The sequence below is a fragment of the Saccharothrix hoggarensis genome, from assembly GCF_052936025.1.
On the sequence record NZ_CP193624.1, the window covers coordinates 274487 to 299577 of the forward strand.

Genomic DNA, 25091 nt, shown 5'->3' on the forward strand with positions numbered 1-25091 from the left:
GGCCCCGGGGCGCGCGGACCACTCCAATGGACCCCGTGATCGACCACACGGAACTGAACCGCCGCCACTGGGAAGACCACGCCTCCGCCGCGCACGGGCCGCTCGCCCGTGAGCACTGGGCGCGCCGGGAGCCGTGCTGGGGGCTGTGGGCGACGCCCGAGGCGCAGGTCTCCGCGCTGCCCGCCGACGTGTCCGGGATGGACGTGATCGAACTCGGCTGCGGCACCGCCTACGTGTCGGCGTGGCTGGCCCGGCTCGGCGCCCGGCCCGTCGGCCTCGACATCTCCGCCAACCAGCTCGCCACCGCCCGCGCCATGCAGGTCGAGTTCGGCCTGGACTTCCCGCTGCTGCGCGCCGACGCCGAGCACGTGCCGTGCGACGACGGCACGTTCGACCTGGCGATCAGCGAGTACGGCGCGTCCCTGTGGTGCGACCCGCACCGCTGGATCCCGGAGGCCGCCCGACTGCTCCGGCCGGGCGGCCACCTGGTGTTCCTGCGCCGGTCGCCGCTGTTCGCCCTGTGCGCGCGCACCGACGAGACGGCGTCGACGTCGTTGCAGCGCCCGCAGTTCGGCCTGCGCCACGTCGACTACGGCACGTCCGCCGAGTTCACCCTCGGGCACGGCGAGACGGTGCGGCTGCTGCGGTCGGCCGGCTTCACCGTGGAGGACCTGATCGAGATCCAGGCCCCCGAACCCGCGCACCGCGAGTACGCCGAGGTGTCGTCGTCGTGGGCGAGGCAGTGGCCGAGCGAGGAGATCTGGAAGGCCCGCCTCACGGGCTGACCGCGCTGTATCGGGTCTGTACCCGCCGGTGCTCTGCTGGTCCTCCGGTTCCGAAGACGCGGAGGTTGGTCATGGTCGAGGAAGAGGTCCGGCAGCGGTCGATGCCCGGTGTGGTCAAGCTCGTCCTGGTCGTCCTGTGGTTCCAGGGCGTCGCGAACCTGTTCGCGGCGTTCGTGATGGCGACCGAGATCATCAGCGACGTCGACCACGGGCGCGACTCGTTCATCCACATCGCGCCGAGCTTCCTGACCGGCTCGGTCGCGCTCGTGCTCGCGGTCCTGCTGATCCTGTGCGCCGTCCGAGCCCCCCGCCGCCACCGCTGGGTGCGCACCACCGTGATCGTGATCCAGACCGTGAACCTGGTCGCCGGTGTGCCGGCCCTGTTCATCGCCGACCCGGTCCCCGCACTCATCGGCATGGGCCTCGCGGCAACCGTCCTGGTGCTCCTCGCCAAGTCCGAGGCTCAGACCTGGTTCGACCGCTGACTCAGTCCTCGGGCCGAGACGCGACCTTCCCCCAGCCCAACCAGGGCTGGGGGAGGTTGCCCGGGTGGGTCCGCGCCAGTTCCGCCGCGAGCACGTCCCGCCGCCGTTCCGCGGCGTCGGCGTCGGGGAGCCCGAGCACGTCCGCGATGCGCTGCCAAGACCACCCCTGCCGCCGTGCCTGCTCGATGAAGACCGGCTCAGACTGGTCGGCGACCCGCCGCTGCCGGGCCAACAACGAGTGCCACCGTGTCATCACCTCGTCGGGGACCTCCGCGGGCTGGTCGCGCCGGACGGCGAGCGCCATCCCGTTCAACTGGTCGATCCCCATCAGCACGTCCCGCGCGTCGCCGGGCACGGCGCCGAGCCACTCGTCGATGGCGCGGTCACGGGACGCGGGACGACTCTCGTCGGAGGCCATGCCTCCAGAGTGCCCGAAACGCAAACCAGGCCGGGTCCGTCTTGACGACGGACCCGGCCTGACTTGGTCGGGGTGACAGGATTTGAACCTGCGACCTCTTCGTCCCGAACGAAGCGCGCTACCAAACTGCGCCACACCCCGGCTTGGGATCGAACGAGGTGAACTCTACCTGACGTTCCCACCCACTCCGAACCGGGTATCCCTTTCCGCTCCAGACCAGCCCTGACCTGCGTCGACGGGACGCGCCACGAGGGTCAGCAGGCTAGCCTCCGGAGGGCACGCGAAGCGCACGGGGGCGTACGGGGACGTGCCGAGCCCCGCCGACACGTTCAGCCACATGTGCGAACCCCACCGGGAGACGCCGCGCGCCCGCGACCGGTCCAGGTCGCAGTTCGTCACGATCGCGCCGTAGCCGGGGATGCGCAGCTGCCCGCCGTGCGTGTGGCCCGCCAGCACGAGGTCGTAGCCCTCGGCCGCGAACGGGTCCAGCACGCGCGGCTCGGGGGAGTGGGTGACGCCCAGGCGCAGCGGCACGTCGGGGATCGGGCCGCTGATCTCCTCGAACCGGTCGCGCTTGAGGTGCGGGTCGTCCAGCCCGGCGGCGAAGACCTCCAGGCCCTTCACCTCGAACCGGCGGCGCGCGTGCGTGAGGTCCAGCCAGCCGTGCTCGACCATGGCGGCGCGCAGGTCCCGCCACGGCAGCGGGATGCCGTGGATGCGCTTGGTCTTCGCCGACGGCAGCAGGTAGCGCGCCGGGTTCTTGGGGCGCGGCGCGTAGTAGTCGTTGCTGCCGAACACGAACACGCCGGGACGGCTCAGCAGCGGCCCCAGGGCGCGCACGACGGCCGGCACGGCCTGCTGGTGCGCCAGGTTGTCCCCGGTGTTGACGACCAGGTCGGGCTCCAGGTCGGCGAGCGCGGCGACCCAGCGCTGCTTCGACTTCTGACCCGGCGTCATGTGCAGGTCGGACAGGTGCAGCACGCGCAACGGCGCGGAGCCGGGCGCGAGCACCGGCACGGTCGCTTCGCGCAACGTCCACCGCCTCCGCTCGATGCCCGCGGCGTACGCGAGCGTGGCGGTGCCCAGGGCGGTCGTGGCGAGCAGGGTTCGGCCGAGCGTGTTCACGACTCCGAGGGTAGGGGGTTGACCGGTTCCTGGTGCGACGGGCCGCCCGGTACCGTTCCGGCTCATGGCGGAGCTGAAGGCGCGGTTGCAGGCGGATCTGACGGCGGCGATCAAGAACCGGGAGACGGTCCGGGCGGGCGCGCTGAGGATGACGCTGGCCGCCCTGACCACCGAAGAGGTCTCCGGCAAGTCGGCCCGGTCGCTGAGCGACGACGAGGTGCTGAAGGTCATCACCCGCGAGGTGAAGAAGCGCAAGGAGGCGGCCGAGGCGTTCGCCGGCGCCGGGCGCACCGAGCAGGCGGAGCTGGAGCAGGCCGAGTCCAAGGTGCTGGAGGGCTACCTCCCGGCGCAGCTCGGCGACGACGAGCTGGCCGCCCTCGTGGACGCCGCCGTCGCCCAGGTCGCGGAGCAGCTCGGCGAGCAGCCCGGCCAGCGCCAGATGGGCCAGGTCATGAAGGTCGTCAACGCCCAGGTCGCCGGGCGCGCCGACGGTGGCCGGGTCGCCGCCGCGGTCAAGGCCAAGCTGGTGTGAACGACACCGGGGGTCCGGCGCGAACCACGCCGGACCCCCGGATGATCTACCCGATCGGGTGGACCTCGCGACGCCTCAGCGGCGCGGCGGGTCCGTCGGGATGGTGATCTCCGGCGGGTCGTCGGGACGGCCCGGTTCCGGGTTGCCCGGCGGCTGACCGGGTTGGCCGGGTTGGCCGGGCGCGGGCGACTCGGAGGTCGGCGCCGGCTGGGTGGGCTGCGGCGGCGGCACGTACCCCGTCGACACGAGCAGGGTCACGACGGTGCCGCGCAGCGCGCTGCCGCGCGGCGTCTGGCTGACGACCTGGCCCTTCGGCTGCTCCGAGTTCCGGTTCTGCGTCGAGACCTTGTACCCGGCCTTCTCCAGCACGCGCGTCGCGTCGTTCACGTTGCGCCCCACGACGTCCGGGATGCGGATCTCCGGCCCGCCCTTGAGGTAGCGCTCCTCGACCGCGGGCATGCCGCGCACCGGCAGTCCTTCGTGGACCTTCGTCATCGTGTCGAACCACGTCCGCGCGGGCACGGTGCCGCCGTAGATGTTGCCCTCGCGGCACAGCCTCGGCGGCCCGTCCTGCACGCAGATCCCGCGCGGCTCGACGCCGTCGTTGAACGTCTGCACGGCCCCCGCGTAGTCCGGCGTCGCGCCGATGAACGCGGCCGACTTGAAGTCCTCGGTCGTGCCGGTCTTCCCGATCAGCGGCCGCGTCCACTTGAACTGGCGCGCCGCCGCCGCGGCCGTGCCGCCGTTCTGGTCGTCCTTCGACATGCCGACCGCCAGCCCGTTCGCCAGCGGCTCGGCGACGACCTGCTCGCACGGCGCCTCGTTCACGGCGACCGGCTGCCCGTTGCGGTCCAGCACCGCGCCGATCGGCGACGGCGGGCACCACACGCCGCCGCTCATGATCGTCGCGGCCACGTTCGCGAGCTCCAGCGTGCTCACCGGCGCCGGGCTGAGCGTGAAGGACGCGTTGCCGCCGTTGGACTTGTAGAACTCGGTCTGCGAGATCCGCAGGTCGCGGTTCTTCGCCTTCGGGTCCGGCCGGGTGCCCGCGATGTTCGTCGCCATCGTCTCGCGCATCCCGAGCCGGGACGCCATGTCGACCACCGGGTCCATGCCCAGCTGCTCTTCGAGGATCACGAAACCGGTGTTCGGGGACGTCTGCAGCGCCGTCTGCAACGACATCTGCGGCGGGTAGCGGGAGTTCTCGTTGCCGAGGCAGTACCAGCGCGTGGCCGGCTCGCCCGTGGGCGGGCACTTGTCGCCACCGCCCTTGAACACCCGCGACACGTACGAGTTGGGCGTGGCGATCGTGTTCTCGATGCCCATGCCCTTCTCCAGCGCCGCCGCGGCCGTGAACACCTTGTAGACGGAACCGGCGCCGAACTTGTTCTCCACCCCGGACGGCAGGTCGAACTGCGTCTGGAACTGGTCGGCCTTCAAGCCGTAGTCCCGGTTCGCGACGAGCGCCACGACCTCGTGCCGCTCCTTGCCCGGCCGCACGACCGCCATCGTGTTGGCGATCCCCTCGGTGGACTTGGCGACCTGCGCCTCGGCGGCGCGCTTGGCGTGCTGCGTGATCGTGCGGTCCAGGGTGGTCCGGATCGTGTACCCGCCGGTGCGCAGCTGCTCCAGGCTGAAACCGTTGCGCTCCAAGTAGTTCACGACGTACGAGCAGAAGAAGCCGTGCTCCGGCCCGGCCCCGACGCACCCGTTGGGCGGCGTGCGCACCGGCGTCGCGAGCCCGAGCGGCTCCAGCTTCGCGGCTTCGGCGGCGTCGCGCGACAGCTTGTCGTTCTCGACCATCTTGTCGATCACCTGGTTGCGCCGCAGCAGCGCCTTGTCCGGGAACACCTCCGGGTTGAGCGCCGACGGGCTGTTGACCATGCCCGCGAGCATCGCCGACTGCGCCACGGTCAGCTTGTCCGGCGTGGTGTTGAAGTACGCCTGGGACGCCGCCGCGATGCCGTAGATCGTCGAGCCGAACGGCACCACGTTCAGGTAGCCGGCGAGGATTTCCTCCTTGCCGAGTTTGCGTTCCAGTTGCAGGGAGATGCGCGCTTCACGGGCTTTTCGCGCAATAGTCTGCTCCTGCGCCTTTTGCTGCTCCACTTGGTTGTTCCGTGCGAACACGTGTACGAGGTAGTTCTTGACGTATTGCTGCGTGAGCGTGGAGGCACCCTGGGTGACGGCGCCGCTGAACTGGTTGGTCAACCCCGCGCGCAGCGTGCCCTTCCAGTCCACGCCCTGGTGCTCGTAGAACCGGCGGTCCTCCACCGAGACCAGCGCGGCCTTCATGGTGGGGGAGATCTTCTCGGGCGGCACGAGCACCCGGTACTGGTCGTACAGGTACGCGACGGGCTCGCCGTCCTTGTCCGTGATCGTCGAGATCAACGGCGGGTCCGTGGTGACCAGGTCGGCGGAGATGCTGTCCACCGTGTCGCTGGCTCTGTTCGACACCAACCCCAGCGCGCCGACGACAGGGAACAACATGCCTGCCAGCAGCACTCCCGCCAGCAGACACAGCCCGAGCAGTTTCAGCACGCCGTTCCTGGCTCGCATGCAGGTCAGCGTACGCGGCACCCAAAGAGGTGATCGAGATCGCGCAGAGTTGATTACCCAGGATGAGTACTCGTACTCAAGACAGGTAACAGGTGGGCAACCCAGGGTTGGAGGTGGAACCAGAAGGCTCTACAGTCCGTCACTGTCCAAGACAGCAGCCAACGGCACGACCACTCGATGGTGGTGAGCCTACGGCATCCGCGGCAGGGGTGTGGCGGATTTAGACGGTCTGGGCACTGTGTGAACTGAGGTGGGGGAGATATGCAGCAGGGGGATTGGCGGATCAAGGCCTCGTGCCGTGATGAGGAGCCTGACCAGCTCTTCGTCCGAGGCGCGGAGCAGCGCAAGGCCAAGGTGGTGTGCCTGGGATGCCCGGTGCGCACCGAGTGCCTTGCCGAGGCCCTCGACAACCGGATCGAGTTCGGTGTGTGGGGCGGCATGACGGAGCGTGAACGGCGGGCGCTGCTGCGGCGACGTCCGGACGTCACCTCCTGGCACGAGCTCCTGGACACGGCACGTCAGGAGCACCACCACGAGGAGTCCAGGGTCGGCTGAGCCCGGCCGGCCGGCCGGGCCGGGCAGGTGGCTCCTCCGCCTGCTCGTTCCTACTCGCCCGCCAACCGCCGACCGATCTCGTGCAGGCCGTCCAGGTCGTGCACGTCGGTCGGCAGCGCGGGCACACCGACCAGCGGAACACCGGGGTGCGCGCGGGTGAACCGCGCGAGCAGTCGCTTCTCCCGATCGGCGACCGCCACGCGATCCGCGTGCACCCGCAACACCGCGGCGGCCAGCGGGGCGTCCCCAGTGCGCTCCAGCCGGTCCGCCGCCGCCAACGCACCGGGTGCCGGCAAGGGGGCCAGCACCGGGTGCGTCCGGTTCGCCACCAGACCGGTCAACGGCATCTGTTCCGCGCTCAACCGCTCCACGAAGTAGCTGGCCTCGCGCAACGCGTCCGGTTCGGCCGCCGCGACCACCAGAAAGCCCGTGCCGGGTGATCGCAGCAGCTCGTAGGTGGCCTGGGCGCGTTGCCGGAAGCCGCCGAACATGCCGTCGAACGCCTGCACGAACGTCGAGGCGTCCTGCAGGAGTTGGCCGCCGACGATCGTCGACACGGCTTTGGTGAACAGGCCGAAGCCCGCGCCGACGATCTTGCGGAGGCCGCGCCCGCCCGCCCGGGCGGGCGCCGACAGCATGCGGATGAGCCTCCCGTCCAGCACGGTCGACAGCCGTTGCGGCGCGTCCAGGAAGTCCAGCGCCGAACGGCTCGGCGGCGTGTCCACGACCACCAGGTCCCACTCGTCGCGCTCCACGAGCTGGCCCAGCTTCTCCATCGCCATGTACTCCTGCGTGCCGGAGAACGACGTGGAGATCGTCTGGTAGAACGGGTTCGCCAGGATCTGCTCGGCCCGTTCCCGGCCCGCGTGCTGCCACACCATGTCGTCGAACGTGCGGCGCATGTCGAGCATCATCGCGTGCAGCTCGCCCTTGTCGAGCCCTTCCGCCTCGACCCGCCGCGGCTGGTTGTCCAGCTCGCGCAGGCCCAGCGACTGGGCGAGCCGGCGCGCCGGGTCGATGGTCAGCACGACGACCCGCCTGCCGCGCGACGCGGCCCGCACGGCCAGCGCCGCCGCCGTGGTCGTCTTGCCGACGCCACCCGACCCGCAGCACACCAGGACGCGGGTCTGCGGGTTGTCCAGCAGCGCGTCCACGTCGAGCCGGTTCACCGCACACCCCGCCCGACCAGCACCTCGGCCAGCTCGTACAGCGCGGCCACGTCGACGCCGTCCGCCAGGTCCGGCAGCTCCAGCGTCGGCAGGTCCGCCTCGGCGAGCTTCGCCTTCGCCCGCTCCTCCATGCGCACCCGCAAGGCGTGCTCGACGGTCTGGTCGACCAGCCCTTCCAGCACGTCCTCGTCCACGTCGAGGCCGCCCGCCACCAGCCCGGCACGGACCCGGTCGACGTCCACGCGGCCCTCGGCGGCGGACGTCACCGACCGCGCGGGCAGCCGCGGCGGGCTCACCCGGTTCACGAACACCGCGCCCGGCCTCAGGTCCGCCGCGTCCAGGTCGGCGACGGCGTCCAACGTCTCGCGCACCGGCATCTCCTCCAGCAACGCCACCAGGTGCACCGCCGTGTCGCCGGAGTGCAGCAGCTTCACCACGCCCTCGCTCTGGCCCTTGATCGGCCCGACCTTCGCGAGGTCGGCCATGGCCCGTGTGACGTCGAGGAACCGCACCACCCGGCCGGTCGGCGGCGCGTCGAGCACGACGGCGTCGTACTCGTGCCGGCCGGTCTTGCCGACCCGGCGCACGCACTCCTTGACCTTCCCGGTCAGCAGCACGTCCCGCAGGCCCGGCGCGAGGGTGGTGGCGAACTCGATCGCGCCCATCTTCCGCAGCGTGCGGCCCGCGAAGCCGAGGTTGTAGAACATGTCGAGGTACTCGAGCAGCGCCGCCTCCGGGTCCACGGCCAGCGCGCGGACCTCGCCGCCGCCCGGCGCGGACGCGATCCGCTCCTCGGTGTAGGGCAGCGGCGGCCGGTCGAACAGCCGCGCGATGCCCTGCCGGTTCTCCACCTCGACCAGCAGCACCCGCCGCCCGCCGGTGGCCAGTGCCAGCGCGAGCGCCGCGGCGACCGTGGTCTTGCCGGTCCCGCCCTTGCCCGTGACCACGTGCAGCCGCGCGCGGGTGAGTTCGTCGGTCCAGCCGTTCACCAGATCAGACTATGCGCGCCGCCCTGAGAACCGCTGGCCACGGCCCGCGCGGGCGCTAATCCCACATGGTGACGAAGACCACCGCGATGGCGCTCGCCGCGACGATCCCCCACGCCACGACGGACGGCAGGACGTACGCGATGAGCACCGCCACCACCGCGACGATCACCGTCCCGACCAGGGCCGCGCGCATCACGTCGGCCCGCCTGGCGCCCCTGCGGTCCCGCGCCTGCGCCATGCCGACGAGCACCATCACGAGCCCGCCCAGCAGGAACGCACTGGTCGCGACGATCCGCCACGTCTCCACGTGATCAAGCTAGCGCCGCGTGATCGCGCAGTCACGGGTCGACGGCGTGCGCGACCGGACTTTCCACCCACACGAGTCGCGCGCGGGCGGTCTTGTCGATCGTGAAGTACCAGAGCGCCCGCTCCCCGCTGGTCGTCGAGATGCGCAGGCCGCCCTCCGCGTCGGTCACCTGCGCGGTCCCGTCGCCGAAGTCGAGCCCCCACGCGGCCACCCACCCGTCGTCCGCGGTCTCCTGCACGATCGCGAACAGGCGCGGCGCCTCCGCCACGACCTCGACATCCTCCATCGGCCCTCCTCTGCTCGATCCGTGCCGACACGCTATCATTCGAGCAGTTCAAACCTGGGGTTCTCTAATGGGTGAAGTCGTGGTGACAGGTCACTACGCAGAGTAGCTAGGATGCTGGCATGGCAATCGGCTCGACTCGTGGCAAGCGCCGGCTCGGTCGGCACATCCGCCCCATCCTGGAGCGGTCCGGCCTGAAGCTGGACGAGGTCGTGAAGCAGTCGCGGGTGTCGCGGCCGACGATCAGCCGGATGCTCTCGGGCGAGGCGCTGGCGCGCTGGCCCGCGCTGTCGATGGTGCTCGACGTCATCGGCGCGACCCCGGAGGAGAAGACGCGGGCGCTCCAGCTCTGGGAGGTGGCCGACGTCGACCCGTCCGCCGTCGAGCACGCCCGCGACCTGCCCGCGAACTACAAGCGGCTGCGCATGGACGAGCTGGAGGCCGTGCGGGAGCGCACCCTCGACTCCGCGCACGTCCCCGGTCTGCTGCAAACCGCCGGGTACGCCGAAGCGGTCGCGCGGGCGACCCACCGGCGGATCATCGGTGACAGCTGGGACTCGCGCGCCGCCGCCGAGCGCGCCGAGCGCCAGGAGGCGTTGACCAGGGAGAACCCGATCGACTACCACGCGCTGATCGACGAGGCCGCGCTCCACCGACTGGTCGGCGGGGCCGCCGTGATGCGCGACCAGCTCGACCACCTGGTGGCGATGGCGACCAGGCCCAACGTGACGATCCAGGTGCTCCCGTACTGGGTCGGGGCGTACGGCGCGCAGACCGGCGCCATGTTCCTGCTGAAGTTCGCCCAGCCGGACGAGCCGGAAGCGGGCTATGTGGAAGCCCTGACCGGGATGGTGCCCGTAGAAGATGAGGAGGCGGAGGTGCTGTCGGCGGTCTGGGACGACGCCGCGGCGCTCGCGCTCACGGCCGAGGACTCCGTGAGCCTCATCAAGGCAGTACGGGACACGCTAGGAGACTGATGATCGACCGGGTATGGCGGAAGAGCAGTCGCAGTGGTTCGGCCGCGCAGTGCGTCGAGTTGGCGGTGACCGAGCGCGAGGCCGGTGTGCGGGACACGAAGAACCGCACGGGCGGCACGCTGGTCTTCGGGGCACGGGCCTTCGCCGCGTTCCTCGCCGACGTGAAGCGCGACCGGGCCTGACCTGACGGCGGGCGGGGGCGTCGAGCGGCGCCCCCGCTCACCGGCGGCCGACCGGCGCGACGGCCGGCCGGGCCACGCCGTCGCGCACCCCCGACAGGACGGCGTCCTCCGCGCCGCCCGCGATCGCCGGGGCGAGCGCCGTCAACCGGCCCGGCCGCGACTCCCTGCTGCGACTCCCGGCTGCGACTCCCCGCCTGCGACTCCCCGGAGGCCCCGACCGCAGGTTCACCCCGTCGTGTGAAGATCGGCGTGAGCGGCGTGTCGCACGCGTCGGATGCGGCTGATCCAGGTCCGGCTAGGCTGCGCCCCATGCAGAAGTGGGAGTACGCGACCGTCCCGCTGTTGATCCACGCCACCAAGGCGATCCTGGACCAGTGGGGCGACGACGGCTGGGAACTGGTCACCGTCCTGCCGAACCCGAGCGGTGAGCAGCACGTCGCCTACCTGAAGCGGCCCAAGGCATGAGCTGGACGGCGCGGCTCGCCGAGCTGGGTGTCGAGCTGCCCCCCGTGGCGGCGCCGGTCGCGGCCTACGTGCCCGCCGTGCGCTCCGGGCAGCTGGTGTTCACGTCCGGGCAGCTGCCGTTCGTCGGCGGTGCCCTGGCCGCCACCGGCAAGGTCGGCGGCGACGTCAGCCCGGAGGAGGCCAAGGACCACGCGCGCACGTGCGCGCTGAACGCCCTGGCCGCCGTGGACGCGCTCGTGGGCCTCGACTCGGTGGTCCGCGTCGTCAAGCTGACCGGCTTCGTCGCGTCCGCCGAGGGCTTCACCGGCCAGCCGGTCGTGATCAACGGCGCCTCGGAGCTGCTGGGCGAGGTGTTCGGCGACGCCGGGCGCCACGCGCGGGCGGCGGTGGGCGTGGCCGAGCTGCCGCTGGGCGCGCCGGTCGAGGTGGATCTGATCGTCGAGATCGGGGAGTGAGATGTCGGACACGTGCCACGAGCTGCTGCTGCGGCTGGCCGGTCGGCTTCCGGACGACGTCCTCTGGCGGTTCCGCGACTGGGCGGCCACGGACGCGGTCGCGGTGCTGGCCCGCGTCCTGCCGCGCACGCTGCTGCACGACCGGATCGGTCTGACGGACTACGAGCAGCGGCTCCTCGCCGACGCCCTCGTGCCGCACGGGGCCGACCGGTCCACGATCAGTTCCGTCAAAGGGCTGGACGAACTGCCCGATCCCGGCTACACCTTCTCCCCGGAATCACCCGATCGGGTGTTGATGGGCGATTCCGCGACCGTGGTGCTCGGAGCGACCTTGCGGGGACGCCCCGGGGTCGGCGAAGTCCGGTCCTCGTGGCGGCTGGGCGGGGGCGAACCCAGGCGGCTGATCCTGGTCACCGCCACGACCGGGGAAGCCCGGTTGACTGGTGAGCTCCAGCGCGTGCTGCGGGCGCTCGGCGAGCACGACCCGTGTGTCGAGGTACTGCCCGCCGGATTGGACCTGCCGCCCTACCACCGGGCGGCGTTGGCGGCATCGGAGCTGGTGTGCGCCGGCGCTGACGCCGACGGGCACCTCGTGCCCGTCTAGAGCTCGGCGCTCCCGCGCGAGCCGGAAGGAGAACAGGCGTGACGAACGACGGCGTGGGTCTCCCCGTCCGTTTACACGACCTTCTGTTGGCGCTGGCCGGACGCGTCGACGACGACGCCCTGACCCAGGCTCGGGAGCTGCTGGCCGTCGCCGAACTGGACAGAGCGGTCGAACTCGTCGTCGGCTGCCTGCTGGCCGGGCGCATCCCGGTGTCCCCGGAGGAGCGCCACGAGCTCGGCTGGCTGCTCGGCGAGGTCCGCTCGGACCGCTCGCTGGCGGACCGGCTGTTCGCGGTCGAGCAGGTGCCGGTGCCCCGGCACCGGTTCAGCGTCGACTCGGACCCGTCGGACGGCCTCGCCGAGGTGCTGGGCAAGACCGTGTCGGTGCTGCCGGACGTGCGCGGCGTGCGCGCCACCTGGCGGTCCACGCCGGCCGGCGCGACGCCCGGACCGCTGCCGCAGCGGGTCGTCCTGGTGGACATCGGCCCGGAGGGCTTCGCGCCCGCCACCGCCTACCGGGTCGACACCGTGCTGCGCAAGGCGGGCATCCGGGCGGTGGTCGAGGTGCTGACCGTGGGCTCCCAGCTCGGCGACTACCACGCGGCGGCCGTCACCACGGCCCGCGAGGTGTTCTTCTCGGCCGGCTCGACCCGCCCGCAGCCGCCACCGGACAGCGGCACGTGGTTCGACGGTGAAGTGCGGGACCAGGCACCGGTGGTCGAGCCGGAACCGGTGCCTGCGGAACCCAGGAACGGCTCCAAGTCACGTCGTGCGCGCGTCGAGACGTACGAGGGCGCGCAGCCCTTCCCGCCCAAGCCGGTGAAGCGGCTGCCGGTGCGCGACCCGGCGGAGGACGCGCACGACGTCCGCGTGGACGAGGTGCGTGCCCACGACGTGCGTGCCCACGAGGTCCGGGACGACGTTCGCGTGGACGAGGTCCGCGTGGACGACGTGCGGGACGACGTGCGCGTGGACGACGTGCGCGAGGTGCGCGAGGTGCGCGACGACGTGGCCGTCGACGTGCGGTCGGACGACGTGCGCGTCGAGGACGCCCCCGAGGCGCCCGTCGAGCCGCCGCCCGCGGTGGAGCAGCGGCCCAGGGCCGTCGCGCCGATGCCGTTCGCGCTGCCCGACGACCACCCGCTGTCCCGCTCCGAGGTGACGACCGAGCTGGGTCCGGACGACCTGGCCGCGTTGCAGGCGGCGCTGGCGGAGGGGCAGGCGCCGGCGGCCGTGCAGCTGCCGCCGACCGTCGACGCGAAGCTCAGCGACCGGGAACGGGCGTTGCTGCAGCAGCTCCACGAGGAGCTGGCGCAGCGCGAGCAGCAGACGTGGCCGGCCGGGCCCGAGTACGTCAACGGCATGCCCAAGCCGACCAACGGCAAGTTCCCCGGCTAGCGGTTCCCGAAGACCGTCGCGGCCCCGCCTCCCCTCACGGGTGGCGGGGCCGCGACGCGTTCGTCAGGCCTCGGCCTTCCGCCGGGCGAGGTCGATGATCCGCTGGAGGTGCAGGCCGCGGCGGACGTCGAGCGGGTGCTCGGTGGTGCCGCTGTCGACCATCGCCACGAAGTCGTCCAGCAGGTTGGTGAAGCACTGCTGCGCGGTCGTGCCGCGGTCCGCGAGCACCCGGTGCCCGTGCTCGCCGTACACGACCACCTCGGCGATGCCGGGGTTCAGGTCCAGCGTCATGGTCAGCGTGGCCACGCTGGTCGCGCCGCCCTCGTGCTGGAAGACGACCTGCCACACGCCGTGCTCGGACCGGTTGGCCGCGATCACGTCGGTGATCGTGCCCAGGGTCGCGTCGAGCAGGTCGAACGCGTGCGGACCGATGTCGTCCAGCGGCCCGCGCTCGTGCCGCCACGGCGAGTGCGAGAACGGGCCGCCCAGCAGCGCGCCGGTCAGCCAGCGGGCGCTGCCGCCGACCCAGCCGCCCGCCTCGCGGAGCTGGTCCAGCTGCTCCCGCGTCTCCGGCGCGAACCGCTTGGTGAGCACGACGAGCGAGGCGACGTTGTTGCGCTCGACCGCGTCGACCAGCCGTTCCGCGTCCTTCAGCGTGCTCGCGATCGGCTTCTCCAGGATGAGGTGCCTGCCCTGCTCGGCGGCCTTGGTGGCGATCTCCGCCTGAACCTCCGGCGGCACCGCGAACGCCACCGCGTCCACCTGCTCCAGCAGCTCGTCCGGGGTCTTGGCGACGGTCGCGTCGCAGGTGCCGGCGAGTTCGGCGGCGGCCTCCTCCCGACGGGCCCACACGGCGGTCAGGCGGGTGCCGGGGTGGTCGGCGATGCCGGGGGCGTGCACCATCCTCGCCCAGGGGCCGGCACCGATGAGTCCTACGCGCAGCTGTTCGTCCACCTGGCCCATCCTGCCTTTCATCGGCCGCCGACGTAAGTCGATTCCGGCACGAAGATCAGGCCGCCGTGGTCGAACCGCAGCTCCACGCCTCCCGTGACGCGGTGCACCTCGGGAGTGTCGTCCCACCCCTTCGGGATGGGCACGACGTGCCCGTGGTCCTCGGTCGGCCCCAGCCAGACCTCGCGGTCCGTGCCGCCGAGCAGGCTCGACCTCTCCTTGACGTAGACGTTCGGCGTGCCCTCGTCCGTGCTGGTCGTGGTGGTGCCCGGCAGGAAGAGGAGCACGGCCGCCGTCGCGGTCAGGCCCGTGCCGACGACCGCCCCCACGACGAACAGCAGGACGTTGACCAGGCAGCCTTTTCTCGTGGTGTCCACGGGACGTGATCCTCGTCGTAGGCTCGGGTCGTGCGCGAACTCCCCGAGGAACTGGTGTTGCCGGCCGACATGGTCCCCGAGGACTTCACCGGGCCACCGGTCGAGCCCCGGGACGCGGCCACCGTGGTGCTGCTGCGGGACGGCGCGGCCGGCGTCGAGGTCTTCCTGCTGCGGCGGGTGACCGGGATGGCGTTCGCGGGCGGGATGACCGTGTTCCCCGGCGGCGGGGTGGACCGGCGTGACGCGGACACGTCCGTGGCGTGGAGCGGGCCGTCGCCGTCGTGGTGGGCGACCCGGTTCGACTGCCCGGTGGAGCTGGCCACCGCGCTGGTGTGCGCGGCGGTGCGGGAGACGTTCGAGGAGTCCGGGGTGCTGCTGGCCGGGCCGTCGGCGGACTCCGTGGTCGCGGACACCTCCGGGTACGGGGCGGCGCGGGAGGCGCTCGTGGCGCGCGAGCTGTCGTTGGCGCAGTTCCTGGCCGCCGAGGGGCTCGTGCTGCGGGCCGACCTGCTGCGGCCGTGGGCGAACTGGGTGACGCCCGCCGAGGAGCCGCGCCGGTACGACACGCGGTTCTTCGCGGCCGTGCTGCCGGAGGGGCAGATCGCGGACGGCGTGACGACGGAGGCGTCGGACGCGGCGTGGCAGCGCCCGGCGGACGCGCTGGCCGACTGGAAGGCCGGGCGACGGGCGTTGATGCCGCCCACCTGGATGACGTTGGCCGAGGTGGACGAGCTGGGCTCGACGGCTGCGGTGCTGGCCGAGCCGCGCGAGGTGTCGAAGATCATCCCCAAGGTGGTCCGGGAAGGCGGCGCGCTGCGCGTGGTCATGCCGTGAGCCCGCTGGCCTACGGGGTGTTGCGCCAGGTCACGCCCACCGCGGCGGTGCTGCTGGCCGAGAACCCCGGCGTGATGACGTTGGACGGGACGAACACGTGGGTGCTGCGCGCGCCCGGCTCGGCGTCGTGCGTGGTGGTCGACCCCGGCCCCGCTGACGCCGCCCACCTGGCGAGGCTGGCCGCCCAGGCCCCGGTCGAGGTCGTGCTCCTCACCCACGGTCACCCCGATCACTCGGAAGGGGCGCGGGAGTTCGGTCGACAGGTGGACGCGCCCGTGCGGTCGGTCGACCCGGCGTTCCGCCTCGGCGGGCTGGGGCTCGACGAGGGCGACGTGATCGAGGCCGCCGGCCTGTCGATCCGCGTGCTGCCGACGCCCGGCCACACCGCCGACTCGGTGTGCTTCCAGCTGGACGACGCCGTGCTCACCGGCGACACCGTCCTGGGTCGCGGCACGACCGTCGTCGCCCACCCGGACGGCAGGCTCGGCGACTACCTCGCGTCGCTGCGGCTGCTCGCGGCCCTGCCGGCGGGCACGGTCGGGCTGCCCGGCCACGGTCCCGAGCTGCCGGACCTCGTGGCCGCCGCCAACGGGTACCTGGCGCACCGCGAGCAGCGGTTGGCGCAGGTCAAGGCGGCGGTGGCGGAGCTGGGCGGCGCGCCGACGGCACGGCAGGTGGTCGAGCGCGTGTACGCCGACGTGGACCGGTCGCTGTGGGAGCCCGCCGAGTGGTCGGTGCGGGCCCAGCTGGAGTACCTACGCGACGCCTGACGGGTTGTCGATCACGTACCGCCAGCCGCCGTCGGGGCCCCGGCGCGCGACGTCGGTCGCCGTGCCGGTCTCGTCGCCGACCCGCCAGTCCACGACCAGCAGGGCCAGGTCGCCCCGCGCGACCACCTTGCGGAGGCGGACCGTCATCGGGGCGCCGAGGGCGAGGTGGCCCGCGAGTTCGTCCGGCTCGGCGCCGGGTTCGTACAGGGCGGACGGGTCGCCGGCGTTGAACGCCTCGGCGAAGAGTGCGGGCAGCTCGTCCGGGGTGCGCGCGATCATGGTGGGGACGCTAGGAGGGTGGCACGTGGCCAACCAAACGGTGAGTGCCTGGGTCGGCGACCCGCACGGCGAGGTCGACCACCCGGTCGCCGACTGCCCGGTGGAGGTCACGCTGCACGCGTTGCGCGGGCGGTGGACGACGCTGGTGGTGCGGGAGCTGTTCGACGGGGAGCGGAGCTTCGGAGACCTGGCGATGGCGCTGCCCGCGTTGTCGGACAAGGTGCTGGCCGACCGGTTGGCGCAGCTCGTGGCGGCCGGCGTGGTGACGCGCGTGCGCGAGCCGGGCTGGCCGAGCCGGGTGCGCTACTCGCTCACCCCGCGTGGCCAGGGCCTGCGCGGGGTGCTGGAGGCGATGTGGGCCTGGGGTCAGGACACCGTCCGCAGCGGCACCACCAGGTAGGTCAGCTCCACGCCGTCCTCGCCCGCCTGGGACGTGAGCACGGTGGAGCGCAGGCCGTCCTGGATGCGCAGCTCGACCCGGCGGCCGCTGAACGCGCGCAGGGCGTCCGCGAGGTACCGGGCCTGGAACGTCTTGGTGACCCGGTTGCCGTCGATGGTCGCCTTGACCGACTCCTCGGACTCGCCGCTCTGGGGGTCGCTGCCGCGCACGCGCAGCTCGCCGTCGTCCACCTGGAGGGTGACGGACCCGTGCGGCCCCGCGTACGGCACCGCCCGGCGCACCGCGCCCGCCAGGACGTCCGCCTCCACCAGCACCGTGCTGTCGATGACCGCCTCCAGCAGCTTCCGCGCTCGATCGTCGGGGAACGGGGCCGCCAGCAGCGCCGTGCTCACGCTCCCGCCCGCCCACGACAGGGCGATGCGGTCGGCGTCGGCGTGGACGACCACCTCGGCATCGCGGTCCGGCTGCCGGGACGCCTCGGCCAGCACCACGGCCGGTGCCAGGGCGTCCAGCGCGCCTGTCGGGACCCACGGTAGCGAAGCGAACGCCATGCGATACCGGTCGGTAGCGATCAGCTCCAGCCGGTCGCCCGCGCCGTGCACCCGGACCCCGGTGAACACCGGCAGCGCGTCGTCCTTGGACGCCGCGCCGGACACGGGCACCAGGGCCGACGTGAGGGCGCGCGCCGGCGCCGAGCCCACCGCCGGCGGGAGCGGCGGGACGCCGGGGTGCGACGCCAGGTCGAGCAGCGGGAGCGCGAACCGGGCCGCGGACGTGCGCACGGCCAGCCGCGAGCCCTCCACGACCAGCCTCACCTGAGGGTCGTCCAGGCCGCGCAGCGTGTCCGCCAGCGGCTTGGCCGGCACCACCACCGCGCCGTCCACGTGCACCGTCGCGGCGCGGGTGAGGCGGACGGCGTGCTCGCGGTCGCTGCCCGCCAGCTCGACCCCGTGGCCGGCCGCGCGCAGCACCAGGCCCGCCAGCACCGGGTCGTGCACCCGGGTCGGCAGCAGGCGCGCCACGTCGGCGGCGGCGGAGGCGAGGTCGGCGGTCGTGGCGGTCAGGTCCATGACGGCGACGCTAGACCCGACCACCGACAATTCCGTGATCACCGCAGGTCAGCGGGCCACCAGCGCCACTTCGTCCCGGCGGGGCAGCGGCACGCCGGCCGCCACCGTGCCGCGGAACACCCACACCAGGACGGCGATCAGCAAACCGGACCCCGCCGCCGCGACGAACGCCGCGCCGGTGCCGTGGGACTCGACCAGCTGGCCGCTCGCCGACTGCCCGATGGCCAGGCCGACGGTCACCGCCGTCACCACCCAGCCGAACGCCTCGGTCGCCGTGCCCTCGGGCGCGACCTGCTCGATCGCGGCGGAGTGGCTGGTGGCCTGCGGCGTGATCAGGGTGCCGACCACGAGCAGCGCCAGGCCGAGGCCGATCAGCCCGGTCGGCACCGCGAGCAGCAGCGACAGCAGCGCGAACCCGCCCAGGAGCACCGGCAGCCGCAGGTGCATGGGCCGGGGGAACGGCCGGGTCGAGTAGAGGACGCCGAACAGCACCGAGCTGACCGACCAGAGGCTCAGCAGCAGCCCGCCCACGCCGACGTGACCGGCCTGCGCGGCGGCGGCCGGCACGGCCACCTCGATGAACCCGATCGTGACGCCGAAGCCCAGCGCGGCCAGCGCGACCGTGCGCATGCCCGGCGACGCCAGCGCACCCAGGAGGTTCCGCCGCGCCGGCGTCGGCCGCACACCGCGGACCGTCGGGTTCAGCGCGAACCACAGCGCGCCGACCGCCATGGACGCCGCGCCGATCACCACGCCCGTGCCCGCCCACGGCGCCGTCACCAGCAGCCCGGCCAGGCCGGGACCGAGGATGAAGAACACCTCCATGCTGATCGCCTCGTAGGCGTACCCGGCGTGCCGCGCGGCGCCGGGCGGCAGCACCTGCGACCACAGCGCGCGGGACGCGGACCCCACCATCGGCTCGGTCATGCCCACCGCGAACGCCACCGGCACGAGCACGGCCAACGTGAACCCGGCCTCGACCGCGCCGATCGCCAGCGTGACGAACACGGCGAACAGCGCCACGGCCACGAGCAGCGGCCGGGTCGGGCCGTGCCGGTCCATCAGCCTGCCCTGCACGATCGACCCGAACGCCACACCGACCAGGGACGACGCCGACACCAGACCCGCCGCGGCGAACGAGCCGGTCTCGCGCTGCACGTACAGCAGCAGGGAGAGACCGACCATCGCGATGGGCAGGCGGGCGAGCAGCGACGCGACGACGGGGCCGCGCATACCGGGCGTGGTGAGGGCGGTGCGGTAGTCGGAGAGGCGGGCAGAATGGGACATGTGTACCAGTATGCCTCTGACTGGTACGTGCGTACCAGTCATTTGCACGGTGCGACCCATCACCCGGTCGCGCACCGCCCATCACCTGGGAGTGAGTTGCAGTTCGGTTACAACTATGGGATGACCGGGTGAAACCACGCCACAAAAGCTGCACAGGGGCTCTATGAGGGTGAAAGCACTTGAGTTGCGGGGTAGGGGTCGTGCGATCGTTGAAGGAGCCCCTACCCACCCGTTTCGATGGACGTCGCAGCGGGTAACCAAGCCTCCTTCCGGCGCTACGAGGGTCGGGGCCTGCGAGCGTCGGATGTGTGGAAGGCGTGGTCTGTCGGGGGATGGGCCGCGCGACGACAAGACCGGTGCGCCGCGTCGGGGGCGGCGCCCGGTCTTGTTGCTGTGTTGGATTGCGCCGCCTTCGGCGTCGCGGCTCGGCCGCCTGGAAGTCGGTCGTTCGCGTCTGATTCGCCGACGATCGAAGAGCGTGATCGCCGGCGAATGAGTCGCGAACGACCGACGCGGCCGTGCACATGGCCGCTGCTCCGCAGGCGGCGGCTCGGCCGCTTGGAAGTCGGTCGTTCGCGTCTGATTCGCCGACGATCGAAGAGCGTGATCGCCGGCGAATGAGTCGCGAACGACCGACGCGGCCGTGCACATGGCCGCTGCTCCGCAGGCGGCGGCTCGGCCGCTTGGAAGTCGGTCGTTCGCGTCTGATTCGCCGACGATCGAAGAGCGTGATCGCCGGCGAATGAGTCGCGAACGACCGACGCGGCCGTGCACATGGCCGCTGCTCCGCAGGCGGCGGCTCGGCCGCTTGGAAGTCGGCCGCTCGCGCCTGATTCGCCGACGATCGAAGAGCGTGATCGCCGGCGAATGAGTCGCGAACGACCGACGCGGCCTCGCGGGGGTGCCCAAGGTGGGCCGCTTGGCGTTGCTGCCCCCGCACCTGGTTGCGGTGCGGGGGCAGTGTCGCTGTCCTACCGGGCGCGGCGGGCCAGGCGCTCCGGGTCGAGGATCAGCACGCTCTTGCCCTCCAGCCGGAGCCAGCCGCGGTGGGCGAAGTCGGCCAGGGCCTTGTTCACCGTCTCGCGCGAGGCGCCGACGAACTGGGCGATCTCCTCCTGCGTCAGGTCGTGGGTGACCCTCAGCAGACCGGCCTCCTGGCTGCCGAAGCGCTGCGCGAGCTGCAACAGCGCCTTCGCCACGCGGCCCGGCACGTCGGTGAAGATCAAGTCGGCGAGCATGGAGTTCGTCCGGCGCAGCCTGCGGGCCAGGGCCCTCAGCAACTGCTCGGCGATCTCCGGCCGGTTGGTGATCCACTGCCGCAGCGCGGGGCGGTCCATGCTGACCGCGCGCACTTCGGTCACCGTGGTCGCGGTGGACGTGCGCGGACCGGGGTCGAAGATCGACAGTTCGCCGAACATGTCCGACGGCCCGAAGATGCCCAGGAGGTTCTCCCGGCCGTCCGGCGACTTCCGGCCGATCTTCACCTTGCCGGATTGGATGATGTAGAGCCGGTCGCCCGGCTCGCCTTCCGCGAAGATCACGTGGCCACGCGGGAATTCAACAGACTCCAGCGTCTGCGCCAGTGCCTCCGCTGCGGCCTGTTCAACCCCCTGGAAAATGCCCGCGCGGGCCAGGGTCTCGTCCACCTCGTCCCTCCTGTCGAGACGCGGCGGCATGGTTGAGCGCGTTCCGCCTTCTGGCGGATCAGCGCCTGCCGCCGATCACTGAGTGCAGTCTAAGGGCTGTGGTGTGGATCGCCTTCCGGCGCGCCGCCCAACCAGCCCCGGACAGCCCGAAAGGCCCGCCGGGGGTGTGACCCCGTGGGCCTCGCCGGTCCTTGTCCCGCTTAGCGGCGGGTGCGCCGCTGACGCAGGTTCCTGGCACGACCACCCAGCCTGCGCAGCCGGAACAGCTCCAGCGCGCGACCGATGCCGTGCCCGTAGAGCGCCCTGACCTCGTCGGGACGGGCCGACTCCAGGAACTCCTCGACCTCGTCCTCCTGCACCGCCACGTGGCGGAGACGAGCTTCCACGCGCTCCATGAAGAGCGCGAAGAACATGATCACGATCGGAACGGCGATGACGAACCAGGCAGTCATGATGCTCCGAATCTTTGCGCATCCGGTTCCGGACGCGGTCAAGGGGGGTCACTCTGGCGTGTCGGTTCGAGGTCGTTGGAAGGACGTGCGCGCCGCTCCTCAGGTTGCTTGCCCCCGATCCTCACCCGCCAAACGACCTCCCGCCCGCCCAGCAACCACCCCGTCCCCTCCAAGGGTGACCCGCACCGGGCACCACCCACCGAACCCACGCCCCGCACCCCGGCCACGCCCACGCGCAACCACAAATTCGGCCCCACGCCGCCGGCCGACACCGGTGTGGCGCCCGGCCTCGCGCCCCCTGCCACCCCGCCGGCCGCGCCGCTGACCCTTCGCCGCCGGGCGTGCCGGCCCGCTCTTCGGTGGCCCTGTCATCTGCACCCGCCCGGACCACGCGCCGCGAGGCCGCGTCGGTCGTTCGCGACTCATTTCGTGGCGATCACGCTTTTCGATCGTCACGAAATCAGGCGCGAGCGGCCGACTTCCAGGCGGCCGAGCCGCGACGCCGGAGGCGGCGCAATCAGACCCAGTAATCTCGCCGGTATGGCGAAGAGCGCGGTGAAGCAGCCGGAGACGCGGTTGGGGCTGGTCCGCCGGGCGCGCCGGATGGTGCGGGTGTTGGGGCAGGGTTACCCGGACGCGCACTGCGAGCTGGACTTCAGGAACCCGTTGGAGCTGCTGGTCGCCGTGGTGCTGTCGGCGCAGACGACGGACGTCCGGGTGAACCTCGTCACGCCGGCGTTGTTCGCGCGGTACCGGACGGCGGCCGACTACGCCTCGGCCGACCGCGCCGAGCTGGAGGAGCTGATCAGGCCGACCGGCTTCTACCGGAACAAGGCGACGTCGCTGATGGGTCTGGGCGCGGCGCTGGTGGAGCGGTTCGGCGGCGAGGTGCCGGGCACGCTGAAGGACCTGGTGACGTTGCCGGGCGTGGGCCGCAAGACCGCGAACGTGGTGCTGGGCGACGCGTTCGGTGTGCCGGGCATCACGGTCGACACCCACTTCGGCCGGCTCGTGCGGCGCTGGGGCTGGACCGAGGAGGAGGACCCGGTCAAGGTCGAGCACGCCATCGGCGCGCTGGTCGAGCGCAAGGAGTGGACGCTCCTCTCGCACCGCACGATCTTCCACGGCCGCCGCGTCTGCCACGCCCGGACGCCCGCCTGCGGCGCGTGCCTGCTGGCGCCGCACTGCCCGTCGTACGGCATCGGCCAGGTGGACCCGGAGAAGGCGCGGAAGCTCGTCAAGGGCGAGGAGGCGCCGCACCTGATCGACCTCGCGGAACGGGTGCGGGCCGGGGAGAAGCTGGCGTGAGAGCCGGAGCGCGGTGGGCCGTCGTCGTCCTGGTGCTGGTGGTGGCGGGCGCGGTGGCGGTGTGGCCGCGCGACCCGGACCCGCCGGCCGTGCCGCAGAGCCAGCGGTCCGCGCCGGACGTGGTGGCGGCACGCGAGCAGGCGGCGCTCCAGCCGTGCCCGCAGGGCGCGCCGGGGCCCGCGGCGCTGCGCGGCGTCACGGCGAGTTGCCTCGGGGACGGGCGGCCGGTGGACGTGTCGTCCGCTTTGTCGGGCCGAGCTGTGCTGAACTTCTGGGCGACGTGGTGCGTTCCCTGTCAGGAGGAACTGCCGGTGCTGGACGCCTACTCGCGGGAGCCGGGCGCGGTGCCGGTGGTGACGGTGCTGGTGGAGAGCAAGGAGGCTGACGGTCTGGAGCTGTTGGCGAAACTCGGTGTGCGCCTCCCGTCCGTGTACGACCCGGCGGACGCGGTGCGCAAGGCCGTCGGCGTGCCGACGTTGCCGATGAACTACCTGGTCAACGCGGACGGCGCGCTGACCCCGGTCACGAACCCGTCCTCGTTCACCTCGGTGGACCAGGTGCGCGGGGTGGTCGGATGACGGCCCTGGTGGACCCGGACGACGTGCCGGAGTGGATGAGGGGCCTGGTCAAGGCCACCGCCGAGATCGACGCGCGCGCGTTCAGCCGCGTCTCCCCGCCGCCCGAGGGCACCGGGCGCGCCGCCGCCGTCCTCATGCTGTTCGGCGAGGGGCCGGACGGCCCCGACGTGCTGCTGCTGCGCCGCGCCGACACCCTCGGCTCGCACCCCGGCCAGGTCGCCTTCCCCGGCGGCGCGGCCGACCCGACCGACGACGGCCCCGTGGACACGGCGCTGCGCGAGGCGTTCGAGGAGACCGGCGTGCTGCGCGAGGGCGTCCGGCCCGTCGCGACGCTGCCGGACCTGTACGTGCCGGTGTCCGGGTTCGTCGTCACGCCGGTCCTGGCGCACTGGGACGCGCCGTCGCCGGTCGCGCCGGTCGACCCGGGCGAGACGGCCGCCGTGGCCAGGGTGCCGATCTCGCACCTCGCGGACCCGGCGAACCGGTTCCGGGTGAGCCACCCGTCCGGCTACCTCGGGCCCGCGTTCGCCGCGCCGGGGATGCTGGTGTGGGGCTTCACCGCCGGTCTGCTCAACGGGCTGCTCGCGCTGGGCGGCTGGGAACGGCCGTGGGACACCTCGGACGTGCGTGATCTCGACCTGGCCTTGCGAGCGACGGAGGTTCCGTGAACTGGGTTGACCTGCTCGTGCTGGCGCTCGCCGCCTTCGCCGCGGTCTCGGGCGCGCGGCAGGGCATGGTCGTGGCGCTGCCCGCGTTCGTCGGCGTGCTCATCGGGCTGGTGCTCGGCACGCAGCTCGCGCCGCTCGTGGTGGCCCAGTTCGACAACGTCGTGACGAAGGTCGTGTTCGCGGTCGGCATCGTGGTGCTGCTGGTGGCGCTCGGCGAGACGCTGGGCGTGTACGTGGGCCGCAGCATCAAGCCGAGGGTCAACTCCAGCCCGTTGCGCGGCGCGGACAACGCGCTGGGCGCGATCGTGCAGGGCGCCGTGGTGTTCGTGGTGGCGTGGATGATCGCGCTGCCGCTGACCGTCGTCGCGGGCCTGCCGGGGCTCGCGAAGTCGCTGAACCAGTCGGTGATCCTGTCCACCGTGGACGGCGCCATGCCGCAGGCGGCGCGGACGCTGTCGAACGACCTGCAGACCTTGTTCGACGTGTCCGGGTTCCCGGCCGCGATGGACCCGTTCAACCAGACGCCGCTGAAGGAGGTCGGCCCGCCGAACCCGGCGCTGAGCGCCGACCCGATCGTGCAGCAGCTGCGGCCCAGCGTGCTCAAGGTGCGCGGGCGCGCGCCGTCGTGCTCGCGGGCGTTGGAGGGCACGGGTTTCGTCATCTCGCCGGAGCGGGTGATGACGAACGCGCACGTCGTCGCGGGCACCACGGAGGTGGCGGTGGAGGTCGGCCGCGGCCAGTTCGACGCCACCGTCGTGCACTACGACGCGCAGACCGACGTCGCGATCCTCGCCGTGCCGGACCTGGAGGCCCGGCCGCTGGAGTTCCGCACCGACGAGATCGCGCAGGGCGAGGACGGGATCGTCCTCGGCTACCCGCTGGACGGCCCGTACACGGCGTCCGAGGCGCGGGTGCGGGAACGCATCCAGATGTTGCGGGGACCGGACATCTACGACGCGCAGACCGTGACGCGGGACGTGTACACGATCCGGGCGACGGTGCGCAGCGGCAACTCCGGCGGACCGCTGGTCGACCCGCAGGGCCGCGTCATGGGCGTGGTGTTCGGCGCGGCCGTGGACGACCAGGAGACCGGGTTCGTGCTGACCGCGCAGGAAGTGGCGGACGAGGTGGCGAAGGCGCCGTCGATGGTGCGGCGGGCGTCCACGCAGACCTGCGCCTCCTGA

The 25091-nt window shown here is 72.5% G+C and carries 31 protein-coding genes and 1 tRNA gene; 17 read left to right on the top strand and 15 right to left on the bottom strand.

Features of this window, described 5'->3' with window-relative positions:
* Positions 1 to 35: 35 nt before the first annotated feature.
* Both ACRAKH_RS01405 and ACRAKH_RS01410 read left to right on the top strand, forming a co-directional pair.
* Entirely contained in the window at positions 36 to 785 is a 750-nt protein-coding gene (locus ACRAKH_RS01405; protein WP_380721805.1) for a class I SAM-dependent methyltransferase, read from the top strand.
* Positions 786 to 856: 71 nt separating this feature from the next.
* Positions 857 to 1270 carry a hypothetical protein gene (locus tag ACRAKH_RS01410; RefSeq protein ID WP_380721807.1) on the top strand — a complete coding sequence of 138 codons (414 nt, stop codon included), beginning with the start codon at positions 857 to 859 and terminating at the stop codon, positions 1268 to 1270.
* A gap of 1 nt (position 1271) precedes the next feature.
* Here the strand turns inward: ACRAKH_RS01410 and ACRAKH_RS01415 are convergent, their stop codons facing one another.
* The 3 genes from ACRAKH_RS01415 to ACRAKH_RS01425 all read right to left on the bottom strand — a co-directional run bounded on the left by ACRAKH_RS01415 (position 1272) and on the right by ACRAKH_RS01425 (position 2813).
* Entirely contained in the window at positions 1272 to 1688 is a 417-nt protein-coding gene (locus ACRAKH_RS01415) for a hypothetical protein (RefSeq protein WP_380721809.1), read from the bottom strand.
* Positions 1689 to 1752: 64 nt separating this feature from the next.
* Positions 1753 to 1829 (bottom strand) — tRNA-Pro (locus tag ACRAKH_RS01420).
* 24 nt (positions 1830 to 1853) lie between these two features.
* Positions 1854 to 2813 (bottom strand): metallophosphoesterase, encoded by a 960-nt coding sequence (locus ACRAKH_RS01425; RefSeq protein WP_380721811.1) that lies wholly within the window; start codon positions 2811 to 2813, stop codon positions 1854 to 1856.
* 64 nt (positions 2814 to 2877) lie between these two features.
* Here ACRAKH_RS01425 and ACRAKH_RS01430 point away from each other — a divergent pair, with 64 nt between their 5' ends.
* Positions 2878 to 3345: a GatB/YqeY domain-containing protein gene (locus ACRAKH_RS01430; protein WP_380721813.1), complete on the top strand. Its 468-nt coding sequence runs from the start codon at positions 2878 to 2880 to the stop codon at positions 3343 to 3345.
* 75 nt (positions 3346 to 3420) lie between these two features.
* Here ACRAKH_RS01430 and ACRAKH_RS01435 read toward each other — a convergent pair whose 3' ends face one another.
* Positions 3421 to 5904 carry a transglycosylase domain-containing protein gene (locus ACRAKH_RS01435; RefSeq protein ID WP_380721815.1) on the bottom strand — a complete coding sequence of 828 codons (2484 nt, stop codon included), beginning with the start codon at positions 5902 to 5904 and terminating at the stop codon, positions 3421 to 3423.
* Between the two features lie 261 nt (positions 5905 to 6165).
* On the opposite strand from ACRAKH_RS01435, the gene ACRAKH_RS01440 reads away from it, so the two are divergent.
* A complete protein-coding gene (locus tag ACRAKH_RS01440) occupies positions 6166 to 6459 on the top strand; it encodes a WhiB family transcriptional regulator (RefSeq protein ID WP_380721817.1) in 294 nt (97 codons plus the stop codon).
* A gap of 50 nt (positions 6460 to 6509) precedes the next feature.
* Here the strand turns inward: ACRAKH_RS01440 and ACRAKH_RS01445 are convergent, their stop codons facing one another.
* Genes ACRAKH_RS01445 through ACRAKH_RS01460 form a run of 4 tightly spaced genes read right to left on the bottom strand, consistent with a single transcriptional unit; the run spans position 6510 to position 9210 of the window.
* Positions 6510 to 7628 (bottom strand): ArsA family ATPase, encoded by a 1119-nt coding sequence (locus ACRAKH_RS01445; RefSeq protein ID WP_380721819.1) that lies wholly within the window; start codon positions 7626 to 7628, stop codon positions 6510 to 6512.
* Entirely contained in the window at positions 7625 to 8617 is a 993-nt protein-coding gene (locus tag ACRAKH_RS01450; RefSeq protein ID WP_380721821.1) for an ArsA-related P-loop ATPase, read from the bottom strand. The genes ACRAKH_RS01445 and ACRAKH_RS01450 overlap by 4 nt, the downstream gene beginning before the upstream one ends.
* 55 nt (positions 8618 to 8672) lie before the next feature.
* On the bottom strand, positions 8673 to 8924 hold the full coding sequence (locus tag ACRAKH_RS01455; RefSeq protein ID WP_380721823.1) for a hypothetical protein: 252 nt from the start codon (positions 8922 to 8924) through the stop codon (positions 8673 to 8675).
* A 31-nt stretch (positions 8925 to 8955) separates the two neighbouring features.
* Entirely contained in the window at positions 8956 to 9210 is a 255-nt protein-coding gene (locus tag ACRAKH_RS01460; protein ID WP_380721825.1) for a hypothetical protein, read from the bottom strand.
* Between the two features lie 119 nt (positions 9211 to 9329).
* On the opposite strand from ACRAKH_RS01460, the gene ACRAKH_RS01465 reads away from it, so the two are divergent.
* The 6 genes from ACRAKH_RS01465 to ACRAKH_RS01490 all read left to right on the top strand — a co-directional run bounded on the left by ACRAKH_RS01465 (position 9330) and on the right by ACRAKH_RS01490 (position 13287).
* Positions 9330 to 10184: a helix-turn-helix domain-containing protein gene (locus ACRAKH_RS01465; RefSeq protein ID WP_380721827.1), complete on the top strand. Its 855-nt coding sequence runs from the start codon at positions 9330 to 9332 to the stop codon at positions 10182 to 10184.
* A complete protein-coding gene (locus ACRAKH_RS01470) occupies positions 10184 to 10366 on the top strand; it encodes a DUF397 domain-containing protein (RefSeq protein WP_380721829.1) in 183 nt (60 codons plus the stop codon). Before ACRAKH_RS01465 ends, ACRAKH_RS01470 begins: the two co-directional genes overlap by 1 nt.
* A 309-nt stretch (positions 10367 to 10675) precedes the next feature.
* A complete protein-coding gene (locus ACRAKH_RS01475) occupies positions 10676 to 10831 on the top strand; it encodes a hypothetical protein (protein ID WP_106616451.1) in 156 nt (51 codons plus the stop codon).
* A complete protein-coding gene (locus tag ACRAKH_RS01480; RefSeq protein WP_380728211.1) occupies positions 10828 to 11286 on the top strand; it encodes a RidA family protein in 459 nt (152 codons plus the stop codon). Before ACRAKH_RS01475 ends, ACRAKH_RS01480 begins: the two co-directional genes overlap by 4 nt.
* A gap of 1 nt (position 11287) precedes the next feature.
* The gene (locus ACRAKH_RS01485) at positions 11288 to 11890 is read left to right on the top strand and encodes a hypothetical protein (protein WP_380728213.1); all 603 of its coding nucleotides are present in this window, start codon (positions 11288 to 11290) and stop codon (positions 11888 to 11890) included.
* Positions 11891 to 11976: 86 nt separating this feature from the next.
* The gene (locus ACRAKH_RS01490) at positions 11977 to 13287 is read left to right on the top strand and encodes a hypothetical protein (RefSeq protein WP_380728215.1); all 1311 of its coding nucleotides are present in this window, start codon (positions 11977 to 11979) and stop codon (positions 13285 to 13287) included.
* Positions 13288 to 13350: 63 nt separating this feature from the next.
* On the opposite strand, the gene ACRAKH_RS01495 is transcribed toward ACRAKH_RS01490, so the two are convergent.
* Together ACRAKH_RS01495 and ACRAKH_RS01500 are read right to left on the bottom strand one after the other, a co-directional pair.
* Positions 13351 to 14250 carry a Gfo/Idh/MocA family protein gene (locus ACRAKH_RS01495; protein WP_380728228.1) on the bottom strand — a complete coding sequence of 300 codons (900 nt, stop codon included), beginning with the start codon at positions 14248 to 14250 and terminating at the stop codon, positions 13351 to 13353.
* 8 nt (positions 14251 to 14258) lie between these two features.
* Positions 14259 to 14615, bottom strand: coding sequence for a hypothetical protein (locus tag ACRAKH_RS01500; protein WP_380728216.1), 357 nt, complete (start codon positions 14613 to 14615; stop codon positions 14259 to 14261).
* 69 nt (positions 14616 to 14684) lie between these two features.
* On the opposite strand from ACRAKH_RS01500, the gene ACRAKH_RS01505 reads away from it, so the two are divergent.
* Together ACRAKH_RS01505 and ACRAKH_RS01510 are read left to right on the top strand one after the other, a co-directional pair.
* Positions 14685 to 15449 (top strand): NUDIX hydrolase, encoded by a 765-nt coding sequence (locus tag ACRAKH_RS01505; protein WP_380728230.1) that lies wholly within the window; start codon positions 14685 to 14687, stop codon positions 15447 to 15449.
* Positions 15446 to 16219: an MBL fold metallo-hydrolase gene (locus ACRAKH_RS01510; RefSeq protein ID WP_380728218.1), complete on the top strand. Its 774-nt coding sequence runs from the start codon at positions 15446 to 15448 to the stop codon at positions 16217 to 16219. Before ACRAKH_RS01505 ends, ACRAKH_RS01510 begins: the two co-directional genes overlap by 4 nt.
* Here the strand turns inward: ACRAKH_RS01510 and ACRAKH_RS01515 are convergent.
* Positions 16205 to 16498 (bottom strand): YybH family protein, encoded by a 294-nt coding sequence (locus ACRAKH_RS01515; RefSeq protein ID WP_380728220.1) that lies wholly within the window; start codon positions 16496 to 16498, stop codon positions 16205 to 16207. The genes ACRAKH_RS01510 and ACRAKH_RS01515 overlap by 15 nt on opposite strands.
* A 25-nt stretch (positions 16499 to 16523) precedes the next feature.
* On the opposite strand from ACRAKH_RS01515, the gene ACRAKH_RS01520 reads away from it, so the two are divergent.
* Positions 16524 to 16898, top strand: a complete 375-nt coding sequence (locus ACRAKH_RS01520) for a winged helix-turn-helix transcriptional regulator (RefSeq protein ID WP_380728222.1) — start codon at positions 16524 to 16526, stop codon at positions 16896 to 16898.
* On the opposite strand, the gene dnaN is transcribed toward ACRAKH_RS01520, so the two are convergent.
* The 4 genes from dnaN to ACRAKH_RS01540 all read right to left on the bottom strand — a co-directional run bounded on the left by dnaN (position 16865) and on the right by ACRAKH_RS01540 (position 21353).
* Positions 16865 to 17968, bottom strand: a complete 1104-nt coding sequence (gene dnaN / locus ACRAKH_RS01525; RefSeq protein ID WP_447009572.1) for a DNA polymerase III subunit beta — start codon at positions 17966 to 17968, stop codon at positions 16865 to 16867. The genes ACRAKH_RS01520 and dnaN overlap by 34 nt on opposite strands.
* A 48-nt stretch (positions 17969 to 18016) precedes the next feature.
* Complete coding sequence (locus ACRAKH_RS01530; protein WP_380728226.1) at positions 18017 to 19255, bottom strand: MFS transporter; 1239 nt, start codon at positions 19253 to 19255, stop codon at positions 18017 to 18019.
* 971 nt (positions 19256 to 20226) lie between these two features.
* Positions 20227 to 20901 (bottom strand): Crp/Fnr family transcriptional regulator, encoded by a 675-nt coding sequence (locus ACRAKH_RS01535; protein ID WP_033441932.1) that lies wholly within the window; start codon positions 20899 to 20901, stop codon positions 20227 to 20229.
* A 200-nt stretch (positions 20902 to 21101) separates the two neighbouring features.
* On the bottom strand, positions 21102 to 21353 hold the full coding sequence (locus ACRAKH_RS01540) for a hypothetical protein (protein WP_015097743.1): 252 nt from the start codon (positions 21351 to 21353) through the stop codon (positions 21102 to 21104).
* A 540-nt stretch (positions 21354 to 21893) separates the two neighbouring features.
* Between ACRAKH_RS01540 and nth the strand changes: the two genes are divergently transcribed.
* From nth to ACRAKH_RS01560, 4 genes are read left to right on the top strand one after another with little or no spacing between them, the layout of a single operon-like run.
* Entirely contained in the window at positions 21894 to 22661 is a 768-nt protein-coding gene (gene nth / locus ACRAKH_RS01545; RefSeq protein ID WP_380728800.1) for an endonuclease III, read from the top strand.
* Positions 22658 to 23239 carry a TlpA family protein disulfide reductase gene (locus tag ACRAKH_RS01550; RefSeq protein WP_380728802.1) on the top strand — a complete coding sequence of 194 codons (582 nt, stop codon included), beginning with the start codon at positions 22658 to 22660 and terminating at the stop codon, positions 23237 to 23239. The genes nth and ACRAKH_RS01550 overlap by 4 nt, the downstream gene beginning before the upstream one ends.
* Positions 23236 to 23907 (top strand): NUDIX hydrolase, encoded by a 672-nt coding sequence (locus ACRAKH_RS01555; protein WP_380728804.1) that lies wholly within the window; start codon positions 23236 to 23238, stop codon positions 23905 to 23907. Before ACRAKH_RS01550 ends, ACRAKH_RS01555 begins: the two co-directional genes overlap by 4 nt.
* Entirely contained in the window at positions 23904 to 25091 is a 1188-nt protein-coding gene (locus ACRAKH_RS01560; RefSeq protein ID WP_380728806.1) for a MarP family serine protease, read from the top strand. The genes ACRAKH_RS01555 and ACRAKH_RS01560 overlap by 4 nt, the downstream gene beginning before the upstream one ends.